The following is a 19,158-nucleotide window of genomic DNA, read 5'->3' on the forward strand; positions in this document are numbered from 1 at the left end:
ACCGGCCCCGAATTGGGGCCGGTTTTTTTGGGGCTAGCTATTTTCGGCTGGCCTATACCCGAGCACTTGCCTGACGCGCCACGGACGCGCGCCAGTGGTCACGAGTACGGACGCTCGCGAAGGCGGGTGTGGTTGTCGATCACGGTGTCGATCACTTCGCGCAGGATGGTTTCGCCCAGATCGGGCGGCACACCGGCTTCCAGTGCCAGGCGCCGGATGCGCTCGACCTGCTGGGCCTCGCGCTTGGGGTCCACCAGATCCATCCCGTGGTTCGTTTTCAGTTCGCCGATCATGTCCGTGCAACGGAACCGCACGCCCAGCAGCAGCATGATCTGCTGGTCGATCTCGTCGACTTCGGCGCGCAGGGACGCCAGCTCGGCTTTGGGGGAATCGTTGTTGGCCATATGTGTCAACCCTGAACAATGTCGAGCTTGGCGATGCCGAGCGCCAAGGTTTTGGCGCCGACATCGCGGAAGTGGATTTCCGCCTGGGCGTCCTGTCCCGCGCCGCTCAGGCCGATGATCGTGCCGTCGCCGAAACGCGCGTGACGCACACCCTGTCCCACACGATACTGCTTGTCGCCCACCGTGACGCCGGTAGCGACACCGCGGGGTTGACGCGGCGCAATGGTGTTGGTCGGCTTGCGGCCAAAGGCATCGCCGCGGTTGCCGCCGCCCCACCCCGCACCCGTCGCGCTGACCGGGGCCAGCCCGGCCTTGGGGGTCAGCCACTTCAGGTGCTGCTCGGGAATTTCGTCCAGGAAGCGCGAGCGCATGGCGTATCGCGTCTGGCCATGCAGCATCCGGCTTTGCGCCAGGCTGATGTACAGGCGCTGCCGTGCGCGCGTGATCGCCACGTACATGAGGCGGCGCTCTTCTTCCAGGCCGGCCGGCTCGAGAATGCTGTTCTCGTGCGGGAACAGCCCTTCCTCCAAGCCGGTAATGAACACGGCGTCGAATTCCAGGCCCTTGGCGGCATGCACCGTCATGAGCTGGACGGCATCCTGGCCTTGCTGGGCCTGGTTGTCGCCGGCCTCGAGCGCCGCATGCGACAGGAACGCGGCCAGGGGCGTCAGGTTGTCGCCTGCAACTGCAGGCGCGTCCACGACACCCGGCATGAGCGTGGAGGACGTGTCACCGTCGGGAACCTGGCCGGCGGGCATGCCGTCGTAGTTTTCCTCGGACGCAAACACCGCCGCGGCCGTGATGAGTTCGTTCAGGTTTTCCAGCCGTTCGGCGCCTTCGCGCTCGGCCTTGTAATGGGCGTTCAGGCCGCTGGCTTCGAGCATGTGCTCGACCATTTCGGGCAGCGGCAGCTCGCGGGTTTCTTCGATCAGCCGATGAATCAGCTGCGCGAACTGGGCGAGGTTGGATCCGCCCTTGCCCGCAACCCGCGCCACCGCGCCATACAGGCTGGTGTCGTGCTCGCGCGCGGCATCGGCCAGTCGTTCGAGCGTGCGTGCCCCGATCCCGCGCGTCGGGAAATTGACCACCCGCATCCACGACGTATCGTCGTGCGGGTTGGCCATCAGGCGCAGGTAGGCCAGCGCGTGCTTGATTTCCTGGCGCTCAAAAAAGCGCAGGCCGCCATACACCTTGTACGGGATGCCGGCCGAGAAAATGGCGTGCTCGATGACGCGCGACTGCGCGTTGCTGCGATACAGCACGGCGATTTCCCGGCGGTCGCTGCCTTCATGGATAAGGGAACGGATCTCGTCCACGATCCACTGCGCTTCCATGCCATCGGACGGCTGCTCGATGACGCGCACCGGTTCGCCCTCGCCCTGGTCGGTCCAGAGATTCTTGCCCAGGCGTCCCGAGTTGTGGCCGATGAGCGCGTTGGCCGAATCCAGGATATGACCGTACGAGCGGTAGTTCTGCTCCAGGCGGATCACGGTGCCATGCGCATAGTCGCGCTCGAAGTCAGCCATGTTGCCGACGTTGGCGCCGCGGAAGGCGTAGATGGACTGGTCGTCGTCGCCCACGGCGAAGATGGCCGCGCCACCGCCCGCCAGCAAACGAAGCCACTTGTACTGCAGCGTGTTGGTGTCCTGGAACTCGTCGACGAGGATGTGGCGGAACCGGCGCTGGTAGTGCTCGCGCACGGGCGCGTTGCGCGACAGCAGCTCATAGGCGCGCAGCAGCAGCTCGGCAAAGTCGACCACGCCTTCGCGTTGGCACTGCGCTTCGTAGAGCTGGTAGATCTCGATCAGGCGGCGGCGGTGCGCGTCGTATGCTTCGACGTCGGCGGGGCGCAGGCCCTCTTCCTTGGCGCCGTTGATGAAGCGCTGCACATCGCGGGGCGGGTACTTTTCGTCGTCCACGCCGTTGGCCTTCATGAGGCGCTTGATGGCCGCAAGCTGGTCCGTGACGTCCAGGATCTGAAAGCTCTGCGGCAGACCTGCGTCGCGGTGATGCGCGCGCAGCATGCGGTTGCAGAGGCCGTGGAACGTGCCGATCCAGAGGCCGCGCGTATCGATCGGCAGGATGGCCGACATGCGCGCCAGCATCTCGCGGGCTGCCTTGTTGGTGAACGTGACCGCCAGAAGCCCAAAAGGCGAAGCCTGGCCGGTTTGAATCAGCCAGGCCATGCGGGTGGTGAGCACCCGGGTCTTGCCGCTGCCCGCCCCGGCCAAGACCAGGGCGTGCTGCGGTTCTAACGTTACTGCGGCGCGTTGTTCAGGATTGAGCTTCTCTAGCATCATGCCGCGTAGCGGCGCAGATGTTGAGCGAACTGCTCAAGCCCAGCGATGCCGCTTTGCTGGGCGCGCTGGCACCAGGCCTGCAGGTCATGAAGAAGTTGCTCGCTGCTGGCGCTGGAGCTTTCCCAGATGCGGCCGAGTTCGCGGCGCATCTGCACCAGCGTCGACAGCGACTTGTTCTGGGCAATGGCCTTGTCCACGGCAGCCAGTTGCTCGGGCTGCAGGATTTCTTCGTTGCGGTGGATGGCACGGCGCACGCTGTGCAGCTTGGTGTAGCCGCATTCGGCGTTGCCTTCCTGGCGCGAGGCCTTCAGCTTGGCCAGTTCTTCGCGGGCGGCGCTCTTGATCACGTCCGCATAGCGGGCCATGACTTCGTAGCGGTGCGTGATCACGCCTTGCAGCGTGCGCAGGTCGATGCCAGTGCGGGAGTCGTCCAGCTTGAGCTTGGGCGCAACCTTCTTGATCTTGGCCAGGCCGAAGAACTTCAGGATGTTGATGTAGCACCAGCCGATGTCGAACTCATACCACTTGGCCGAGAACTTGGCGGACGTGCCGTGGGCATGGTGGTTGTTGTGCAGCTCTTCGCCGCCGATCACGATGCCCCACGGGAACACGTTGGTGCTGGTGTCCGGGCTGTTGTAGTTGCGGTAGCCCCAGAAGTGGCCGATGCCGTTGACGACGCCGGCGGCCCAGAAGGGAATCCAGGCCATCTGGACAGCCCAGACCGTGACGCCGATGGCGCCGAACAGGGCGATGTCGATGGCGAGCATGGTCAGCACGCCCCACAGGCTGTGCTTGCTGTAGACGTTGCGCTCGAGCCAGTCGTCAGGCGTGCCGTGGCCGAACTTGGCCATGGTTTCCTTGTTGTTCGACTCTTCGCGGTACAGCTCGGCGCCACGGAACAGCACCTTCCAGATGCCGAACAGCATGGGCGAGTGCGGGTCACCTTCTTTTTCGCATTTGGCGTGATGCTTGCGGTGAATGGCCACCCATTCCTTAGTGACCATGCCGGTCGTCATCCAGAGCCAGAAGCGGAAGAAGTGCATGACAGCCGGATGAAGATCCAGACCGCGGTGCGCTTGGCTGCGATGGAGAAAAACCGTGACCGCAACAATCGTGATGTGCGTCACGACCAAAGTGAAAACGACGATCTGCCACCAAGTCGCTTGGGTCAGGCCGCCGGCAATGAAGGAGAGGATGTAATCCATAAAGCTGTTATGAGCCTCGCATGAGAAGTGGCTGAAAGTTTAGCTTACCTTAGCCGTCTGATGACAATCTAGTTTCAAAATAGTTATTGAGAGAAATCAAGGACTAAGCCGCGGTTTTGACCAAAAAAGCCGCGCTCGCGGCGCTTTGGGCGCACGCAGAGCCTTCAACGGCGCCATTCCGGTGTCCACGCCCCTCGGCAGGGAGATCTGCGACTTTCGCAACGGCACCGGGTTTTGGCTACATTTGGCGATTAAAGTTCCAGTCAGGCAAGCCCGCCGTCTTGAAGACGCCACGATAGCCGGGCACACTGCCCGCCGTCCCGCCCCAAATACTGTCTCTTTTGTCCCACTAATGTCCCTAAATCGAATGCGTCACCGTTTTTGCATCGTCCTCGCCACGCTTGGCGTGGGGTTTTCGGCCTCTGCCCAGGCGCAAACCTTGAAGTCCGGGGACGTTGCCGTTCTGGCCTCTTACTATGAGATTCGTGGGTCGGACTGCCTGGCGTTGCGGGCGCCGCGCGTCGCGATCACCCAGATGCCGACGCTGGGCAAGGCCAGCATCCTGCAGACGCGCGGACAATCCAACGATTCCGGGCGCTGCGCCTACAAATCGGTGCCGGTGGCGCAGGTGGTCTACCAGGCCGACCGGCCGGGCTCCGACACCCTGTCCTGGGAAGTGAAGTACCAGAACAAGACAATCGGAACCCGCCGCTACAGCGCGACGGTAGGCGTCACGCCGGGTCCTTGACGCCGGCTTCTTCCTGCAAGGGCGTTTCGGCGCTAGCTTCCTCGGCGGCAACCGGCTCGGCAAATTCCGCATCCTTGGTGTCTTCCGCGCTTTCCGAAGCTTCAGCGGCACCGGTAGCCGCTGCCTTCTTCTTGCGCTCGAACACGGCGGCAAAGAACCCGTCGGTGCCGTGCACGTCCGGTCGCAACTGCACGTAAGGACCTTCCAGCTTCAGGGTCTCGCACCGGGCGCCCAGGATTTCGGCGGCGTCCACGCGTTCGAAATCCGGGTGGCTGGCGAGGAACCGGTCGGCCTGGACTTCGTTTTCTTCGGCCAGCAGGCTGCACGTGGCGTAGACAAGGCGCCCGCCGGGCGCGACGCAGCGCGCCGCGCTGTTCAGGATGCGCTCTTGAAGCTGACCCAGTTCAGCCAGCGCCTCGGGGTGCTGACGCCATTTCAGGTCCGGATTGCGGCGCAGGGTGCCGATGCCGCTGCAGGGCGCATCGACCAGCACGCGTTGCGCCTTGCCTGCCAGGCGCTTCACGCGCGCATCGTTTTCATTGTCGATCACCACCGGCACGACATTCGACAGGCCGCTACGCGCAAAACGCGGCTTGGCGCGCGCCAGCCGGGCCGCCGAGACGTCAAAGGCGTACAGACGGCCGGTCGAACGCATCAGCGCGCCCAGAAGCAGCGTCTTGCCGCCCGCGCCCGCGCAGAAATCGATGATCATCTCACCGCGCCGGGGAGCGACCAGGAGCGCGAGCAACTGGCTGCCTTCGTCCTGGACTTCGATGCTGCCGTTCTCGAATTGGGGCCACCGGTTGATGGCGGGCCGCCCTTGCATGCGGATGCCCCACGGCGAAAAAGGCATCGCCGTCGGCTCATAGCGGCCCGCGCTTTGCTGCAATTCGGCCAGCATGGCGTCGCGCTCGGTCTTGAGCGGGTTCACGCGCAGGTCCAGGCTGGCCTGGCGGTTCAAGGCCTCGACCAGCGTGTCAGGGCTTTCCATGGCGCTCAGGCGCTCGTCCAGCCAATCGGGAATGCTGCCTCGAACGGCGCGGGGCAAGGTTGCCACGTCGATGCGCGACACGCGCTGCAGCCATTCGGCTTCGGCCGCGTCCATGCCCTCTTGCAGGGGCTCTGCGCCCACCGTCGCATTCAGGCCCAGGATGGCCAGGCGGCGCGAAGCGGGGCCGACGCCGCTTTCCGCGTACTGGCGGTAGCGGCGAAGGTGACGCAGCACGTCATAAACGGCCTCTGCGACTTCGGAGCGGTCGCGCGCGCCCAGGTTCGGGTGGTGGCGCAGCCAGTGCGACAGCGCAGCGTCGGCCGGATAGGTCCATTGCAGGATCTCGCCCAGCACGCGCTGCACCTGGTCGATGCGGATGGCTCCGTGCGAGAGGCGCGGGCGGTTGGATTGGGGCTTTTGCGGGGCGTGATCGCCGCCGCGGTGTTCGCCCCGTTGACCGCTGGAGGCACGGGAATCGAAGGAACGGGAATCCGGGCGGCCTTGCCCTTCGCGGCGGTCCTGGCCATACGAATTGCGGTCACCGCCACGGGCTTCGCCGCGGTCTTGGCCATACGAACCGCGGTCGCCACCACGGCCCTCGCCGCGCTGTCCGAAGGACGAGCGCGAATCCGGGCGGCCCTGGCCTTCGCGGCGATCCTGGCTGTATGAATTGCGGTCGCCGCCGCGGCCTTCGCCACGCGGGCCGCCGAAGGACGAGCGCGAATCCGGGCGGCCCTGGCCTTCGCGGCGATCCTGGCTGTACGAATTGCGGTCGCCACCGCGGCCTTCGCCACGCGGCCCGCCGAAGGACGAGCGCGAATCCGGGCGGCCCTGGCCTTCGCGGCGATCCTGGCCGTACGAATTGCGCTCGCCACCGCGGCCTTCGCCACGCTGACCGCCAAAGGACGAACGCGAATCCGGGCGGCCCTGGCCTTCGCGGCGATCCTGGCCGTACGAATTGCGGTCACCGCCTCGGGCTTCGCCACGCGGCCCGCCAAAGGACGAGCGCGAATCGGGGCGGCCCTGGCCTTCGCGGCGATCCTGGCCGGACGAATTGCGCTCGCCACCGCGGGCTTCGCCGCGGTCCTGGCCGTAGCCGCCGCGATCGCCACCGCGATCGTCACGGGCGCGGTCGCCGGATTCGGACCGGTCGCGGGGCGCCGGTTTGCGGGCGTCGCCCTTGGGGCGGGAGAAGAAGGATCTGCCGTCGCGGCCTTCCGTGGCGGCGCCGAAGGAGCCGGCCAGCCGGGAACGCGGGGATTGGGGTTTGGTCATGGTGTAGTCCAGTGGGGCGCAGGCGCTCGCGCCCGATAAATGCTTTTCAGGCCGTTCAGACGGCCGGCGTCCAGGAAAAAAGGCGCACGGGGTCGCCCTGGACGGCCACGCGGTGATCGTTTGTCAGGGTAACCCGGCCTTCGGCCAGCCAGCGAACGGCAGCCGGAAAAGCCTGGTGTTCGACGGCCAGCACGCGCTCGGCCAGCAACTCCGGGGTGTCGCCGGCCAGAACCGGCACGCAACCCTGGGCAATGATGGGCCCGTGGTCCAGGACCGGGGTGACGAAGTGCACGGTGCAGCCATGCACGCGCACGCCCGTCGCCAGGGCCTGGGCGTGCGTATGCAGCCCCGGAAACGCGGGCAGCAGGGACGGATGGATGTTGACCAGGCGGCCGGCGTAGTGATTCACGAAGCCGGGCGTGAGCACCCGCATGAATCCAGCCAGGATGACGTAGTCGGGCTCGTACCGGTCGATTTCGGCAGCCAGCGCGGTGTCGAAGGCTTCGCGGCTGGCGTAGTCCTTGTGATACAGGGCGGCCGTGGGGATACCCTGCCCGGCAGCCCATTCGAGGCCGGCGGCGTCGGGACGGCTGGCGATGACAGCGGCAATTTCCGCTGGCCAGGATTCATCGCGGCAGGCCTGGGCCAGCGCCTGCATGTTGCTGCCCCGTCCCGAGATCAGGATGACGAGGCGGCGCTTGATAGAAGATATTTCCGGCAAGATGAAGAATTCCAAGGGAAATCGGGCGGGTCCGCCCCCGTGATCCGGAATCGGAAAAGGGCCCGCGCGCGCAGCGCGGAAGCGCCGGCGCGAGAGGACACTGGCGGGATACGAACAAACCCGTAATCCAAAATTGTAAACTCTCGCTCGTGAAACCATCGCTGCGTATCTACCGATCCCTGCCCCCGCCCGACCGGCGCGCCCCTTGCGCGCTGACGATCGGCAATTTCGACGGCGTCCATCGCGGCCATCAGGCCATGCTTGCCCGCGTCTGCCAGGTGGCCCGCGAACGCGGACTCACGCCGGCTGTGATGACCTTCGAGCCGCACCCGCGGGAGTATTTCGCCACCCTGAACCAGCGTCCGGAGCTGGCGCCGACCCGCATTTCCGGGCTGCGCGACAAGCTTGCCGCCCTGGCGCGCTACGGCATCACGCAGGTCGTGGTCGAGCGCTTCAATGCCCGGCTGGCCGAAATGTCGGCCAATGCCTTCATCGAACACCTGCTGGTGCAGGGCTTGCAGACCAAATGGCTGCTGGTGGGCGAGGACTTCCGTTTCGGGCACAAGCGCAGCGGCGACATCGATCTGCTGCGCGAGGCCGGCATGGTGCATGGTTTCGAGGTCCAGACGCTGGCCGATGTCACGGACCGCCAGGGCCACCGCATTTCCAGCTCCGAGGTCCGCACCGCGCTGGCGGTGGGCGACCTGGAGCGCGCCCGTCATCTGCTGGGACACCCCTTCCATATCAGCGGCCACGTCATCCACGGCCAGAAGCTTGGCCGGACCCTGGGCTATCCCACGATGAACCTGCGCGTGGCCGAAAGATGCGCCGCGCGTTCGGGCATCTACGTGGTGCAGGTTCACGGGTTGGCCGACCGCGCGCTGCCTGCGGTGGCAAGCCTGGGCGTGCGGCCGACGGTCGAGGACCGCGGCAGAGTGCTGCTTGAGTCACACTTGCTCGATGAGACCGTCAACGCATACGGTAAACTCGTACGCGTCGAATTCCTGCAAAAGCTGCGGGACGAAGAAAAATTTCCTGATCTCCCTTCCCTGACTGCCGCCATCGCCGAAGACGCGCGAAACGCGCGCGCCTATTTTGCCGTTCATGGACTATAAAAAGACCCTCAACCTGCCCGATACTCCCTTCCCCATGCGGGGCGACCTCGCCAAGCGCGAGCCCGCCTGGATTGCGCAATGGGAGGAAAACCACGTCTACCAGGCGATACGTGCGGCCAGCCGCGGCCGGCCCCGCTTCGTCCTGCATGACGGCCCGCCCTATGCGAACGGCGACATTCACATCGGCCACGCGGTCAACAAGATCCTGAAGGACATCATCGTCAAGAGCCGCAACATGGCCGGCTACGACGCGCACTACGTGCCTGGCTGGGACTGCCACGGCATGCCCATCGAGATCCAGATCGAAAAGAAATACGGCAAGCACCTGCCCGTGGCGGAAGTGCAGTCCAAGGCTCGGGCCTACGCGCTCGAGCAGATCGACCGCCAGCGCAAGGACTTCAAGCGCCTGGGCGTGCTGGGCGAATGGGATCGTCCGTACATGACGATGAACTACAGCAACGAGGCCGACGAGATCCGCGCCTTGGGCCGTATCCTGGACAAGGGCTATGTTTTCCGCGGCCTGAAGCCCGTGAACTGGTGTTTCGACTGCGGCTCGGCGCTTGCCGAGGCCGAGGTGGAATACGCCGATCGCGTGGACCCGGCTGTCGACGTGGCCTTCCCGTTTGCCGAACCCGCCAAACTGGCCAAGGCCTTCGGCCTGGAATCGGTCGAAGACGGCGCCATCGTGATCTGGACGACCACGCCCTGGACCATCCCGTCCAACCAGGCGCTGAATGTGCATCCGGAAATCGAATACGCGCTGGTGCGGGTCACGTCCGAAACCACGCCCAAGTTCGGCCCCCTGCTGCTCATCGCCAAAGAGCGCGTCGAAGACTGCCTGAAGTCCTGGGCGCTCGAAGGCGAAGTCATCGCCACGGCGCCCGGCCAGGCCCTGTCCGGCATTGAATTCCGCCACCCGCTGGCGCAGTTCAACGCCGCCTACGACCGCAAGGCGCCCGTTTACCTGGGCGACTACGTCACGGCCGATTCCGGCACCGGCGTGGTGCACTCGGCGCCTGCCTACGGTATCGAAGACTTCATGTCGTGCAAGGAGCACGGCATGAAGGACACCGACTTCATCAGCCCGGTCATGGGCGACGGCAAGTACGTCGACAGCCTGGCGCTCTTTGGCGGCCTGTCGATCTGGGACGCGAATCCCAAGATCGTCGAAGCCCTCAAGGAAGCCGGCGCGCTGATGCACGTCGAAAAGCACAAGCACAGCTACATGCATTGCTGGCGCCACAAGACGCCCATCATCTACCGCGCGACCAGCCAATGGTTCGCCGGCATGGACGTCGCGCCCAAGGACGGCAACCCGACCCTACGCGAAACGGCGCTGGCCGGCATCGACGCCACGGCGTTCTACCCTGCCTGGGGCCGCGCCCGCCTGCATGCCATGATCGCCAACCGCCCGGACTGGACCCTGTCGCGTCAGCGCCAGTGGGGCGTGCCGATGGCGTTCTTCGTCCACAAGGAAACCGGCGAGCTGCATCCGCGCACGTCCGAGCTGCTTGAGCAGGTGGCGCAGCGCGTCGAACAAGGCGGCATCGAGGCCTGGCAGGCGCTCGATCCCCGTGAGCTTCTGGGCGACGAAGCCGACCAGTACGAAAAGAACCGCGATACGCTCGACGTGTGGTTCGACTCGGGCAGCACGCACGCCACGGTGCTGGGCGGCAAGGACGGCGAATTCGCCGGCTCGCACGGCGCCGAACTCGGCTGGCCCGCCGACCTCTACCTGGAAGGCTCGGACCAGCATCGCGGCTGGTTCCATTCGTCGCTGCTCACCGGCTGCATGCTCTATGGCCAGCCGCCCTACAAGGCCCTGTTGACGCACGGCTTCGTCGTGGACGGGCAGGGCCGCAAGATGAGCAAGTCGGTCGGCAACGTGATTGCCCCGCAGAAGGTGTCCGATTCCCTGGGCGCCGAAATCCTGCGCCTGTGGGTCGCGTCCACCGACTATTCCGGCGAGCTCTCCATCTCGGACGAGATTCTCAAGCGCGTCGTGGAAGGTTATCGCCGCATCCGCAACACGCTGCGCTTCCTGCTGGCCAACCTGGCCGACTTCGACGCCGTGTCGCAATCGGTGCCCTACGGCGAGCTCTTCGAGATCGACCGCTACGCGCTCGCCATGACGGCGCAGATGCAGGCGGAAGTCCAGGCGAACTACGAGCGCTACGATTTCCATCCGGCCGTCTCGCGCCTGCAGACCTTCTGCTCCGAAGACCTGGGCGCGTTCTATCTGGACATCCTGAAGGACCGCCTGTACACGTCGGCGCCGGACAGCCGCGCGCGCCGCTCCGCGCAGACGGCCCTGCTTGATGTGACTCAGACGCTGCTCAAGCTGATGGCGCCCATCCTGTCGTTCACGGCCGAAGAGGCCTGGAAGGAACTGGCGGCCTCGGCCCTGAAGAACCAGGCCGATGCGGCCCGCACGACGATCTTCACCGAGGTCTATCACGTGCTGCCGCCGTTTGCCGACGCCGAGACGCTGACCGCCAAGTGGGCGCGCCTTCGCGCCATCCGCGCCGAGGTCCAGCGCAAGCTGGAAGAAGTGCGCACGGCGGGCGACATCGGTTCGTCGCTGCAAGCCGAGGTCGACCTGTACGCCAACGGCGAAGACCAGCAATTGCTGGCCAGCCTGGGCGACGACCTGCGTTTCGTGCTGATCGTCTCGCGCGCCACCGTGCACGCTGGCGAAGGAGAAACCCGCATCGAGGTCACGCCGTCGGCTCACAAGAAGTGCGAACGCTGCTGGCACTGGCGCCTTGACGTGGGTCAGGACGCCGATCATCCCGAGATCTGCGGCCGCTGCGTGTCCAACCTGTTCGGCTCGGGCGAAGCCCGCGACAAGGCTTGAACATGGCCCGCCCCTCCGTACCCGGGGTGACGGACTCCGCCCCCGCCCGCGCCGCGCCGGCGCGCGTGGGCGGCTGGCTGGCGCTGGCCTTGCTGATCATCGTGCTGGACCAGTTGACCAAGATCTACTTCAACACGGCCTTCCAGTACGGCGAGCGCGTCAACATCCTGCCTTTCTTTGACTTCACGCTGGTGTTCAACCGCGGCGCGGCCTTCAGCTTCCTGGCCTCCGAAGAAGGCTGGCAGCGCTGGCTCTTCACGGGCCTGGGTTGCGTGGCAGCAGTGGTCATCGTCTGGATGTTGCGCCGCACACACGGCCAGCCGCGCTTTTGCCTGGCGCTGACGCTGATCCTGGGCGGCGCCATCGGCAACGTCATCGACCGCGTGGTGTATGGCCACGTGGTGGACTTTCTGCTCTTCTACTGGAACGACTGGCAGTTCCCCGCCTTCAACCTGGCCGACGTTGGCATCACCTGCGGCGCGGTGCTGCTGGTGCTGGACGAACTGCTGCGCGCCCGCAAGCCGCAAGCATGACAAAAGGGGGGCACGTTGCCCCCCTTTCGTTTCCGGCGGTTTTCGTCTGCATTGATGCCCCCTCTAATCCATGACGAACGGCGCGTTGCGGCAATGCAGAATAAAATCCCTTCCAATTCCTCGATTACACGGCGCTGAACCCGCCGCCCTGCCCTCATGCTCGATCTCGCCCGCAAACGCATCGTCCTCGGACTGACCGGGGGCATCGCCTGCTACAAAATCGCCGAGCTGGTGCGGCGCCTGACCGAACAAGGCGCCACGGTAGACGTCGTGATGACCGAAGCGGCCACGCACTTCATCACGCCCGTCACCATGCAGGCGCTGTCGGGCCGCCCCGTGTTTGTGGACGCCTGGGACGCCCGGGTGCCCAACAACATGGCGCACATCGACCTGACGCGCGGCGCGGACGCCGTGCTGATCGCCCCCGCCAGCGCCGACTTCATGGCAAAGGTGGCGCACGGACTGGCCGACGACCTGCTGTCCACGCTGTGTCTGGCGCGTGCCTGTCCGCTGCTGGTGGCGCCAGCCATGAATCGCGAGATGTGGGCCAACCCGGCCACGCAGCGCAACGTTGAAACCCTTCGCGGCGACGGCGTCACGGTGCTGGGACCCGCGGCGGGCGAACAGGCCTGCGGCGAGACCGGCGATGGCCGGATGCTGGAAGCGCATGAGCTCCTGACCGACCTCATTGCCTTCTTTCAGCCCAAGCTGCTTGCCGGCCGCCACGTGCTGCTGACCGCCGGCCCCACGTCCGAACCCGTGGACCCGGTGCGCGTGCTGAGCAACCGGTCATCCGGCAAGACGGGCTACGCCCTGGCGCGTGCCGCGCGCGAAGCCGGCGCCCGCGTCACGCTGATCACTGGCGCGACCTTCCTGCCCATTCCTCGCGGCGTGACTGCCCTGCCCGTCATGACCGCGCGCCAGATGCACGACGCCGTCATGGCCAGCGTGGGCGATGCGGACATCTTCATCGCCGTGGCCGCCGTGGCCGACTGGCGCGTGAAAAACGTCAGCACGCAAAAGCTCAAGAAAACCAGCGAAGGCGGCGGCGCGCCAGTGATGGAATTCGAACCCAATCCGGACATCCTGGCCGAAGTGGCCAAGCTTGAGAACGGCCCGTGGTGCGTCGGCTTTGCCGCCGAAACCGAAAAGCTGGCCGAGCACGCTGAAGCCAAGCGCACGCGCAAGGGCATTCCGCTGCTGGTCGGCAATCTGGCGCACAAGGTGATGGACGCCGACACCACCGAACTGGTGCTGTTCGATGCGCAAGGCGCCCACCCGCTGCCTGCCGGCAACAAGCTGGACGCCGCGCGCCGGCTTATCGCCGAAATCGCGGCGCGCATGCCAGCCTGACCGGGGGGCAATCGGATACCCCGGCTTGCATTAAGACGCGCCGGCTTATCCGGCGCCACGCATCAAAAAAAACGCCAGTCCCGAAAGGGTCTGGCGTTTTGCTTATGACGACTATCGCGACCATGGCGACTGAAGCCGCCACCCGCGCATCACTGCTCCAGGCTGATGTTCGCGGCCTTGACGATGTCCGCCCATTGCTTGCGGTCGTTGTCCAGGAATGCGCTGAACTTCTCGGGCGTCATGCCGGTGACGGGCTCCGAACCCAGGCCAGCCATCTTCTCGACGAGTGCCGGTTGCTTCAGCACGTCCTGCAGCGCAGCGTAATAGGCGGCCAGCACATCCGCGGGCAGACCGGCCGGCGCGAAGACACCTTGCCACGTCGGCATGTCAAAGCCCTTCAAGCCTTGCTCGTCCAGCGTCGGCACGTTGGGCAACTGAGCAGCGCGCTTGATCGAGGCGACGGCAATCGCCTTGACCTTGCCTTGCGAAGCCAGCGGCGCGGCGGTCGAGATGTTGTCCATCGTCATGGCGATGTGGCCGCCGAGCAGGTCGGTGATGACCGGCGCGGCGCCGCGGTAGGCGGCGTGCGGCACTTTCACGCCCAGCTTGTACAGCATGGTCTCGGCGATCAGGTGGTTCGAGATGCCCACGCCCGCGGTGCCGTAAGTGGCCGTCGGCGTCTTCTGGAAGTATTCCTTCAGTTCGGCCAGGTTATTGGCGGGCACGTCCTTGTTGACGATGACCACATTGGGCTGCACGGCAGCCAGCGTGATGGGCGTGAAGTCGGTGGGCTTGTAGTTCGTGCCCTTGGGGTTCAGGACATGGGTGATGGCCATGGAACCGGCGGCGGCGATGCCGATGGTGTAGCCGTCGGCGGGCGCCTGGCTCAGGCGGTACGCCATGATGTTGCCGCCGGCGCCGGCCAGGTTCTCGACCACGACGGGTTGGCCCAGGCGTGCAGACAAGGGCTCGGCCAGCAGACGGGCCAGCGTGTCGGCCGAACCACCCGGCGCGAAGCCCACGAGCAGACGCACGGGCTTGGCGGGCTTCCAGGCATCGGCGGCATGGGCCGAGGCCGCCGAGAGCGCGGCAACGGCGAACAGTGCGCCAGCGGCGCGGTGCAGGGTACGGCTGATCATGAAAAAAACTCCCAACAGTTGATTGACGAAGTCGGCTTCGTCTCCTCTCGCCGCTCGCCCGGATCGGCCGCGCGAGTCCGTGCGGCCAGAGCTTCGGGATTGCGTCCGGCGGCGTTATTCCAGTATTTGTGCCAGAGCCTGGGCCACCAGGCGGTTGGACAGCAGCACGGGGCGCCCCGACGCCTGCGCGACGGCATCGCGCATGCGCTGCGCGTAGCCCATGCAGTGCATGACGATCAGGTCGCAGGACGCCAGTTCGCGCCCGGCCGCCTCGAAGTTGCGGGCGGCCTGCTGCGCGTCGGCCTCGTAGGGCGTGGCGTGCACGACCTGCGTTTCGCATTCCAGCGGCACGGCCATGTGAAAAGCGTCGACCTGGGCCTCAAGCGGAACGACCAGCCCGACCTTGCGGCAGTGCTGCGCAAGACCCGCGACAAGGTGGTCCACGACCTGCTGCGGCTCCACCACCAGCGTGCGCATGGGCGCGATGGCAGTGCCGGTGCACAGCGGCACCAGCACGTCGTACCCCTGCCCGTCGGCCTCTCGCATCACGTGCGCCAGCCGGGCCTCGGCGGCCGCGGCGTCCAGTTCAATCTGGGAACCGTCGCGCAGGCGCGTGGCAAAGCGGTATTCGCGCGGCCGCGGCGCCAGCGCGGCCAGCCCCGCAGCGTCCAGGCCGTCCAGCGCGCCGAACTCGTCGATGCGCACGTGGGCGCCCAGCACGGGCGCCATCTCGGGCACGACGTCGCTGCGCGGAGATTGACCGATCGTGAAGAACGCGACGCGGCGCGGTGTGCGGGCGCTCATTGCGCGGCTCCGTCTTCGCGGCCCACGGTCTGCAAGTGCGCCATCGAGCCATAGCGGGCCTGCAGCGCAGCCCACTCGGCGTCGTCGAAGAAAGTCATGGCGCGCTGGCCGTACAACTTGGCGATCTCGATGCAGAAGCGCATGGCGACATCCGCGTCCACGGCGTTGGTGACGCCCGTGGCGCAACCGGGCACGGTGGTCTGCGCGGTCAACGCCACGCCGACGACCGGCGCGTCCGTGACGATAGCCGGCTGCATCAGCGAATTGACGTGCCACAGGCCGTTTTCGTAGGGCGTGATGTCCTGGGTGGTCAACGGCAGCGTGACCGGCAGCTCTCCGCTGACCCAGCCCATGACGTCGAGCATGGTTTCGGGGATGCGCAGCAGGTAGCCCTGCTTGGCCACCGGGGTCAGCGCCACGCCGCGCTTGTTGACCAGGCGGTTGCCGCGCGTGGTGTCGACCGAGAGGATCGCGTCCATGCGCGGATCCACTTCGTGCGACATCATCTCGCGCATGGGGAACGGCGAGCGCATCATCGGCACCGGATGATGCGGCCGCGTGCCCGCGCGCGGACAGATGTGCGTGCGGATGCGGACAGTGCCGGGCAGTACGTCGCCTTGCCGCGCCATCGCCATCAGCTTGAGCGCGGCGGCGATCGCGACGACAGCGCCATCGCTATCGGACACCAAGCCCGTTACCGCGGGGCGCGCGCCGATGCCGCCCAAGCGGCCCACAATGCCCAATTGCGGGGCCGAGGCATCCGCGCCGGGAATCACGATGGACAGGAAGTCGGTGGCAAGACCGTCACGCTCCAGGTGCGTGACCTGCACTTCGCAATGGCCGGCGTCGCGCAGCACCTGCGCCACGGACTCGCCCGTAACGTGCGCGGACGACAGCAATTCGATGACGTCGATAACCTGCTTCATGCCGGGATTTCCACGGGGCCGGGACGGAACATGCGCGGTTCCTCGCGTCCCAGGAAGAGCGGCGCATCGTGCGGACCGACCAGCGCGATCTTGTGGCCACGCACGCGCAGACCGGCGCCTTCGGGCAGGCCGAGCACCGGCATGGCCGGATTCAGCGTGCAGAACTCGGCCAGGCGTTGGGCGCGCGTTTCACCGCGATGGCCCGGCGGGTGCGCGTTGGTGTAGTGCGGATTGATCTGGAAAGACAGCAGGCCCAGCGCATCAAAGCCTTGCGGGTCCGTGATGGGCATGTCGTTCGTCGTGCAGATGGTGGGACACGTCAGGTTGGAGCCCGCGCTCCAGCCCAGGTAGGCCGCACCCGCGCGCACACGCCGCGTCACGACCTCGAGCAAGCCTTGGCGGCGCAGTTGGCCCAGTAGATTGAACGTGTTGCCGCCGCCGACGATGATGACCGACGCGGCCTCCAGCGCGGCAACGGGATCCTCGGCCGTGTGCAGGCCCTGGATGGCGAGCCCCGTGTCGGCCAGCGCGGACGAGACCAGCGCCGTGTAGTCGTCCCAGTTGCGCGTGACCCCGGCGTACGGCACGAACACGGCCGGCGCGCCTTGCGGCAGGGATTCAATCAGTTCGCGGATGTCCGGCATGGCGTGCACCAGGTAGCCGGCGTCGCTGCTGGAATTGCTGAGGAGCAGAAGGTTCATGGAGGTCAGAGTCCGAAGGGGTAAGGGTTCTGGGCGTGGCGCATTGCGGCCGGCGCCGTGAGTTCAGGCGGTCAGTTCAGCCAGTAGGGATCGTTCAACTCGCGGCCCAGCGCGCCCACCTGCTGCAGGACCGATTCGCGCAGCACGGCCACGCGCGCCGCGTCGGCCTGGAAGGAGACGAACGACAGGCATAGCCCGCGCAGCTCGCCGGTGGCCGGGTCGCGCACGGCGGCCGCCACGGCGCCGATGCCGGGCATGGCCTGGTCGATGGCGACCCCGCAATGGTCGGCGCGCGTCTGCGCCACCAGGCGCGCCAGGTCGCCCACGGTGGCCGGGCAGTCGCGCCCTTCGACGGGCAGCGGCTGGGCGGGGTCGGCGCCATACAGCGCCTCAAATTCAGCATCGGTCAGGCGCGACAGCAGCGCGCGCCCCATCGCGGTGCCGGACGCGGCGCGGCGCGAGCCGGGTGGCGACAGCACCTGCACGGGGTGCGAACCATTCAAGCGCTGCAGCACGACGGTTTCACGCTGGTTGAGCGTGGAGAGATAGGCGGTCAACCCGCTGTCATCGGACAAGCGGGCCAGCACGCCGCGGCAGGCTTCGTCCAGCGGCGTGGCGGCCATGCCGGCGCGCACCGCCTGCGCCAGCAGCGCGCCGGGGCGGTAGCGGCGCGTGGCCGCGTCCTGGTCGAGCAGGCCGTAGTGTTGCATCTGGTTCAACAGGCGCGACGCCGTGCTTTTGGGCATGGACAGCCGCGCCGCGACTTCCGTGAAGCTCAATTCGGCCGCGCCTTCCGCGTAGAGCGAGAGCACGCGCTGCGCGCCGTCAAGAATACTCATGCTTGTTCCATAAAACGGAAACTAAGTTCCTTATTAGAGAACAAGAATAATGCAAGCGATGGAAACAGGTCAATACGGACCCGGAAAGTGAAAGGCCCCCGCATTCGCGGAGGCCTTCAAAGTGCGGACGAGTATCCGGCGGGTCGGATTACTTCGTAGCCAACTCGGACCATTGCGCCAACGGCAAGGGCGGGTGCGCATCCAGGATGCGGCCGAGCACCAGCTTCATTTCATCCCAGCCGCCGCGGTTGGTGGGCCAGACCGAAGGTGTAATGGCGTTCCATGCGCCGTCCGGCGCACGCTCGGCCATTTTGAAGCGGAACGTGTAATGTCCTGCCATGCCCATGCGCAGATCCGACACCACCAGCGCATCGTCGATGACGTCGTAGCGCAGCCAATCGTCCGTGAACCAGCGCAAGCGCTCATGCAGCGGCACCCCGGCCAGGACGCGGCCCGCCTCCAGGTTGAGCGGCAGCCGCACCCATTCCGGCGGATGGCGATCAAAGATGCTGCTGACCGATTCGTAATAGTTGCCATCGCCACTCTTGGCGATCACGCGCCACACCAGCGTGTTGAACGGCATGGGGATGGCCCGCACCTGCGTAACCTCAATGCCCTGCGCCTGCATCACCTCGTGCACGCGCTGCTCGGCCGCCATCCTGCCTGCCAGCCCGAAGCCCAGATAAGCGGTACTGAACACCAGCGCCCCCACCAGCACGCGCCGCGCGGAGCGGGTCATGCCGGCGATGATCGCAAACACGACGCCAATGAGCAGCGGCACGGTGTACACCGGGTCAATGATGAAGACGGACGACCAGCTCTCCGGCGTCAGCGCCAGCGGCCAGAACAATTGGGTGCCGTATACCGTGAAGGCATCCAGAATGGGATGCGTGATCAGCACCAGCCATATCGTCAGAAAGAGCCGCCGCCCGCTATACGGGGCGTTGGGCCAGTACTTGCGTATCAGCCACGCCAGCAATATCGCCAGGCCCGTCAGCACGAACACGGAATGTGAAAAGCCCCGGTGATACGTCATGAGCGATACCGGATCCGGATAGCGCATCAGGACGTCCAGATCCGGCAGGGTGGCCAGCGCCGCGCCATAGACAAGGGCGCGCCTGCCCTGCACGCGCCCCAGCAAGGCGCCCTGGATGCCGGCGCCCAGCACCGCTTGTGTAACTGAATCCATGTTTCTCCAACGTCGAGCGTTCCACCAAAAGGCCTACCCGCGATACGACCGGCCTCGC

General features: G+C 66.2%; 17 protein-coding genes. 6 read left to right on the forward strand and 11 right to left on the reverse strand.

Annotated elements, in window-relative coordinates:
* Positions 1–98: 98 nt before the first annotated feature.
* Genes HV786_RS06380 through HV786_RS06390 form a run of 3 tightly spaced genes read right to left on the reverse strand, consistent with a single transcriptional unit; the run spans position 99 to position 3,837 of the window.
* Positions 99–404 carry a chorismate mutase gene (locus tag HV786_RS06380; RefSeq protein WP_128828515.1) on the reverse strand — a complete coding sequence of 102 codons (306 nt, stop codon included), beginning with the start codon at positions 402–404 and terminating at the stop codon, positions 99–101.
* 5 nt (positions 405–409) lie between these two features.
* Positions 410–2,704 (reverse strand): UvrD-helicase domain-containing protein, encoded by a 2,295-nt coding sequence (locus HV786_RS06385; RefSeq protein ID WP_128828516.1) that lies wholly within the window; start codon positions 2,702–2,704, stop codon positions 410–412.
* The gene (locus HV786_RS06390) at positions 2,701–3,837 is read right to left on the reverse strand and encodes a DesA family fatty acid desaturase (RefSeq protein WP_369818561.1); all 1,137 of its coding nucleotides are present in this window, start codon (positions 3,835–3,837) and stop codon (positions 2,701–2,703) included. Before HV786_RS06390 ends, HV786_RS06385 begins: the two co-directional genes overlap by 4 nt.
* Here HV786_RS06390 and HV786_RS27560 point away from each other — a divergent pair.
* The gene (locus HV786_RS27560) at positions 3,757–3,933 is read left to right on the forward strand and encodes a hypothetical protein (protein WP_370458371.1); all 177 of its coding nucleotides are present in this window, start codon (positions 3,757–3,759) and stop codon (positions 3,931–3,933) included. The two genes, HV786_RS06390 and HV786_RS27560, sit on opposite strands and share 81 nt — an antisense overlap.
* A gap of 343 nt (positions 3,934–4,276) precedes the next feature.
* Complete coding sequence (locus tag HV786_RS06395; protein WP_252870173.1) at positions 4,277–4,657, forward strand: hypothetical protein; 381 nt, start codon at positions 4,277–4,279, stop codon at positions 4,655–4,657.
* Here HV786_RS06395 and HV786_RS06400 read toward each other — a convergent pair.
* Together HV786_RS06400 and purN are read right to left on the reverse strand one after the other, a co-directional pair.
* Complete coding sequence (locus HV786_RS06400) at positions 4,641–6,002, reverse strand: RsmB/NOP family class I SAM-dependent RNA methyltransferase (protein ID WP_128828518.1); 1,362 nt, start codon at positions 6,000–6,002, stop codon at positions 4,641–4,643. The genes HV786_RS06395 and HV786_RS06400 overlap by 17 nt on opposite strands.
* Before the next feature lie 976 nt (positions 6,003–6,978).
* Positions 6,979–7,635, reverse strand: coding sequence for a phosphoribosylglycinamide formyltransferase (gene purN, locus HV786_RS06405; RefSeq protein ID WP_128828820.1), 657 nt, complete (start codon positions 7,633–7,635; stop codon positions 6,979–6,981).
* A 158-nt stretch (positions 7,636–7,793) separates the two neighbouring features.
* Between purN and HV786_RS06410 the strand changes: the two genes are divergently transcribed.
* From HV786_RS06410 to coaBC, 4 genes are all read left to right on the forward strand, one after another.
* Complete coding sequence (locus HV786_RS06410; RefSeq protein WP_063955488.1) at positions 7,794–8,759, forward strand: bifunctional riboflavin kinase/FAD synthetase; 966 nt, start codon at positions 7,794–7,796, stop codon at positions 8,757–8,759.
* Entirely contained in the window at positions 8,749–11,616 is a 2,868-nt protein-coding gene (gene ileS / locus HV786_RS06415; protein ID WP_128828520.1) for an isoleucine--tRNA ligase, read from the forward strand. The genes HV786_RS06410 and ileS overlap by 11 nt, the downstream gene beginning before the upstream one ends.
* A 2-nt stretch (positions 11,617–11,618) precedes the next feature.
* Complete coding sequence (gene lspA, locus HV786_RS06420; protein WP_175210325.1) at positions 11,619–12,149, forward strand: signal peptidase II; 531 nt, start codon at positions 11,619–11,621, stop codon at positions 12,147–12,149.
* Between the two features lie 156 nt (positions 12,150–12,305).
* On the forward strand, positions 12,306–13,502 hold the full coding sequence (coaBC, locus tag HV786_RS06425; protein WP_128828522.1) for a bifunctional phosphopantothenoylcysteine decarboxylase/phosphopantothenate--cysteine ligase CoaBC: 1,197 nt from the start codon (positions 12,306–12,308) through the stop codon (positions 13,500–13,502).
* Between the two features lie 149 nt (positions 13,503–13,651).
* On the opposite strand, the gene HV786_RS06430 is transcribed toward coaBC, so the two are convergent.
* From HV786_RS06430 to HV786_RS06455, 6 genes are all read right to left on the reverse strand, one after another.
* Complete coding sequence (locus HV786_RS06430) at positions 13,652–14,641, reverse strand: Bug family tripartite tricarboxylate transporter substrate binding protein (RefSeq protein WP_056324398.1); 990 nt, start codon at positions 14,639–14,641, stop codon at positions 13,652–13,654.
* A gap of 114 nt (positions 14,642–14,755) precedes the next feature.
* Positions 14,756–15,445 carry an AroM family protein gene (locus HV786_RS06435; RefSeq protein ID WP_175210328.1) on the reverse strand — a complete coding sequence of 230 codons (690 nt, stop codon included), beginning with the start codon at positions 15,443–15,445 and terminating at the stop codon, positions 14,756–14,758.
* Positions 15,442–16,371 carry a DUF1177 domain-containing protein gene (locus tag HV786_RS06440; RefSeq protein ID WP_175210330.1) on the reverse strand — a complete coding sequence of 310 codons (930 nt, stop codon included), beginning with the start codon at positions 16,369–16,371 and terminating at the stop codon, positions 15,442–15,444. The genes HV786_RS06435 and HV786_RS06440 overlap by 4 nt, the downstream gene beginning before the upstream one ends.
* Positions 16,368–17,072 carry a dipeptidase PepE gene (pepE, locus tag HV786_RS06445; protein WP_062840701.1) on the reverse strand — a complete coding sequence of 235 codons (705 nt, stop codon included), beginning with the start codon at positions 17,070–17,072 and terminating at the stop codon, positions 16,368–16,370. Before pepE ends, HV786_RS06440 begins: the two co-directional genes overlap by 4 nt.
* A 71-nt stretch (positions 17,073–17,143) precedes the next feature.
* Positions 17,144–17,911: an IclR family transcriptional regulator gene (locus tag HV786_RS06450; protein WP_175210332.1), complete on the reverse strand. Its 768-nt coding sequence runs from the start codon at positions 17,909–17,911 to the stop codon at positions 17,144–17,146.
* A 148-nt stretch (positions 17,912–18,059) separates the two neighbouring features.
* Complete coding sequence (locus HV786_RS06455; protein ID WP_128828524.1) at positions 18,060–19,100, reverse strand: metal-dependent hydrolase; 1,041 nt, start codon at positions 19,098–19,100, stop codon at positions 18,060–18,062.
* Between the last annotated feature and the right edge of the window lie 58 nt (positions 19,101–19,158).

The sequence above is a fragment of the Achromobacter mucicolens genome (assembly GCF_902859725.1).
GTDB lineage: Bacteria > Pseudomonadota > Gammaproteobacteria > Burkholderiales > Burkholderiaceae_B > Achromobacter > Achromobacter mucicolens.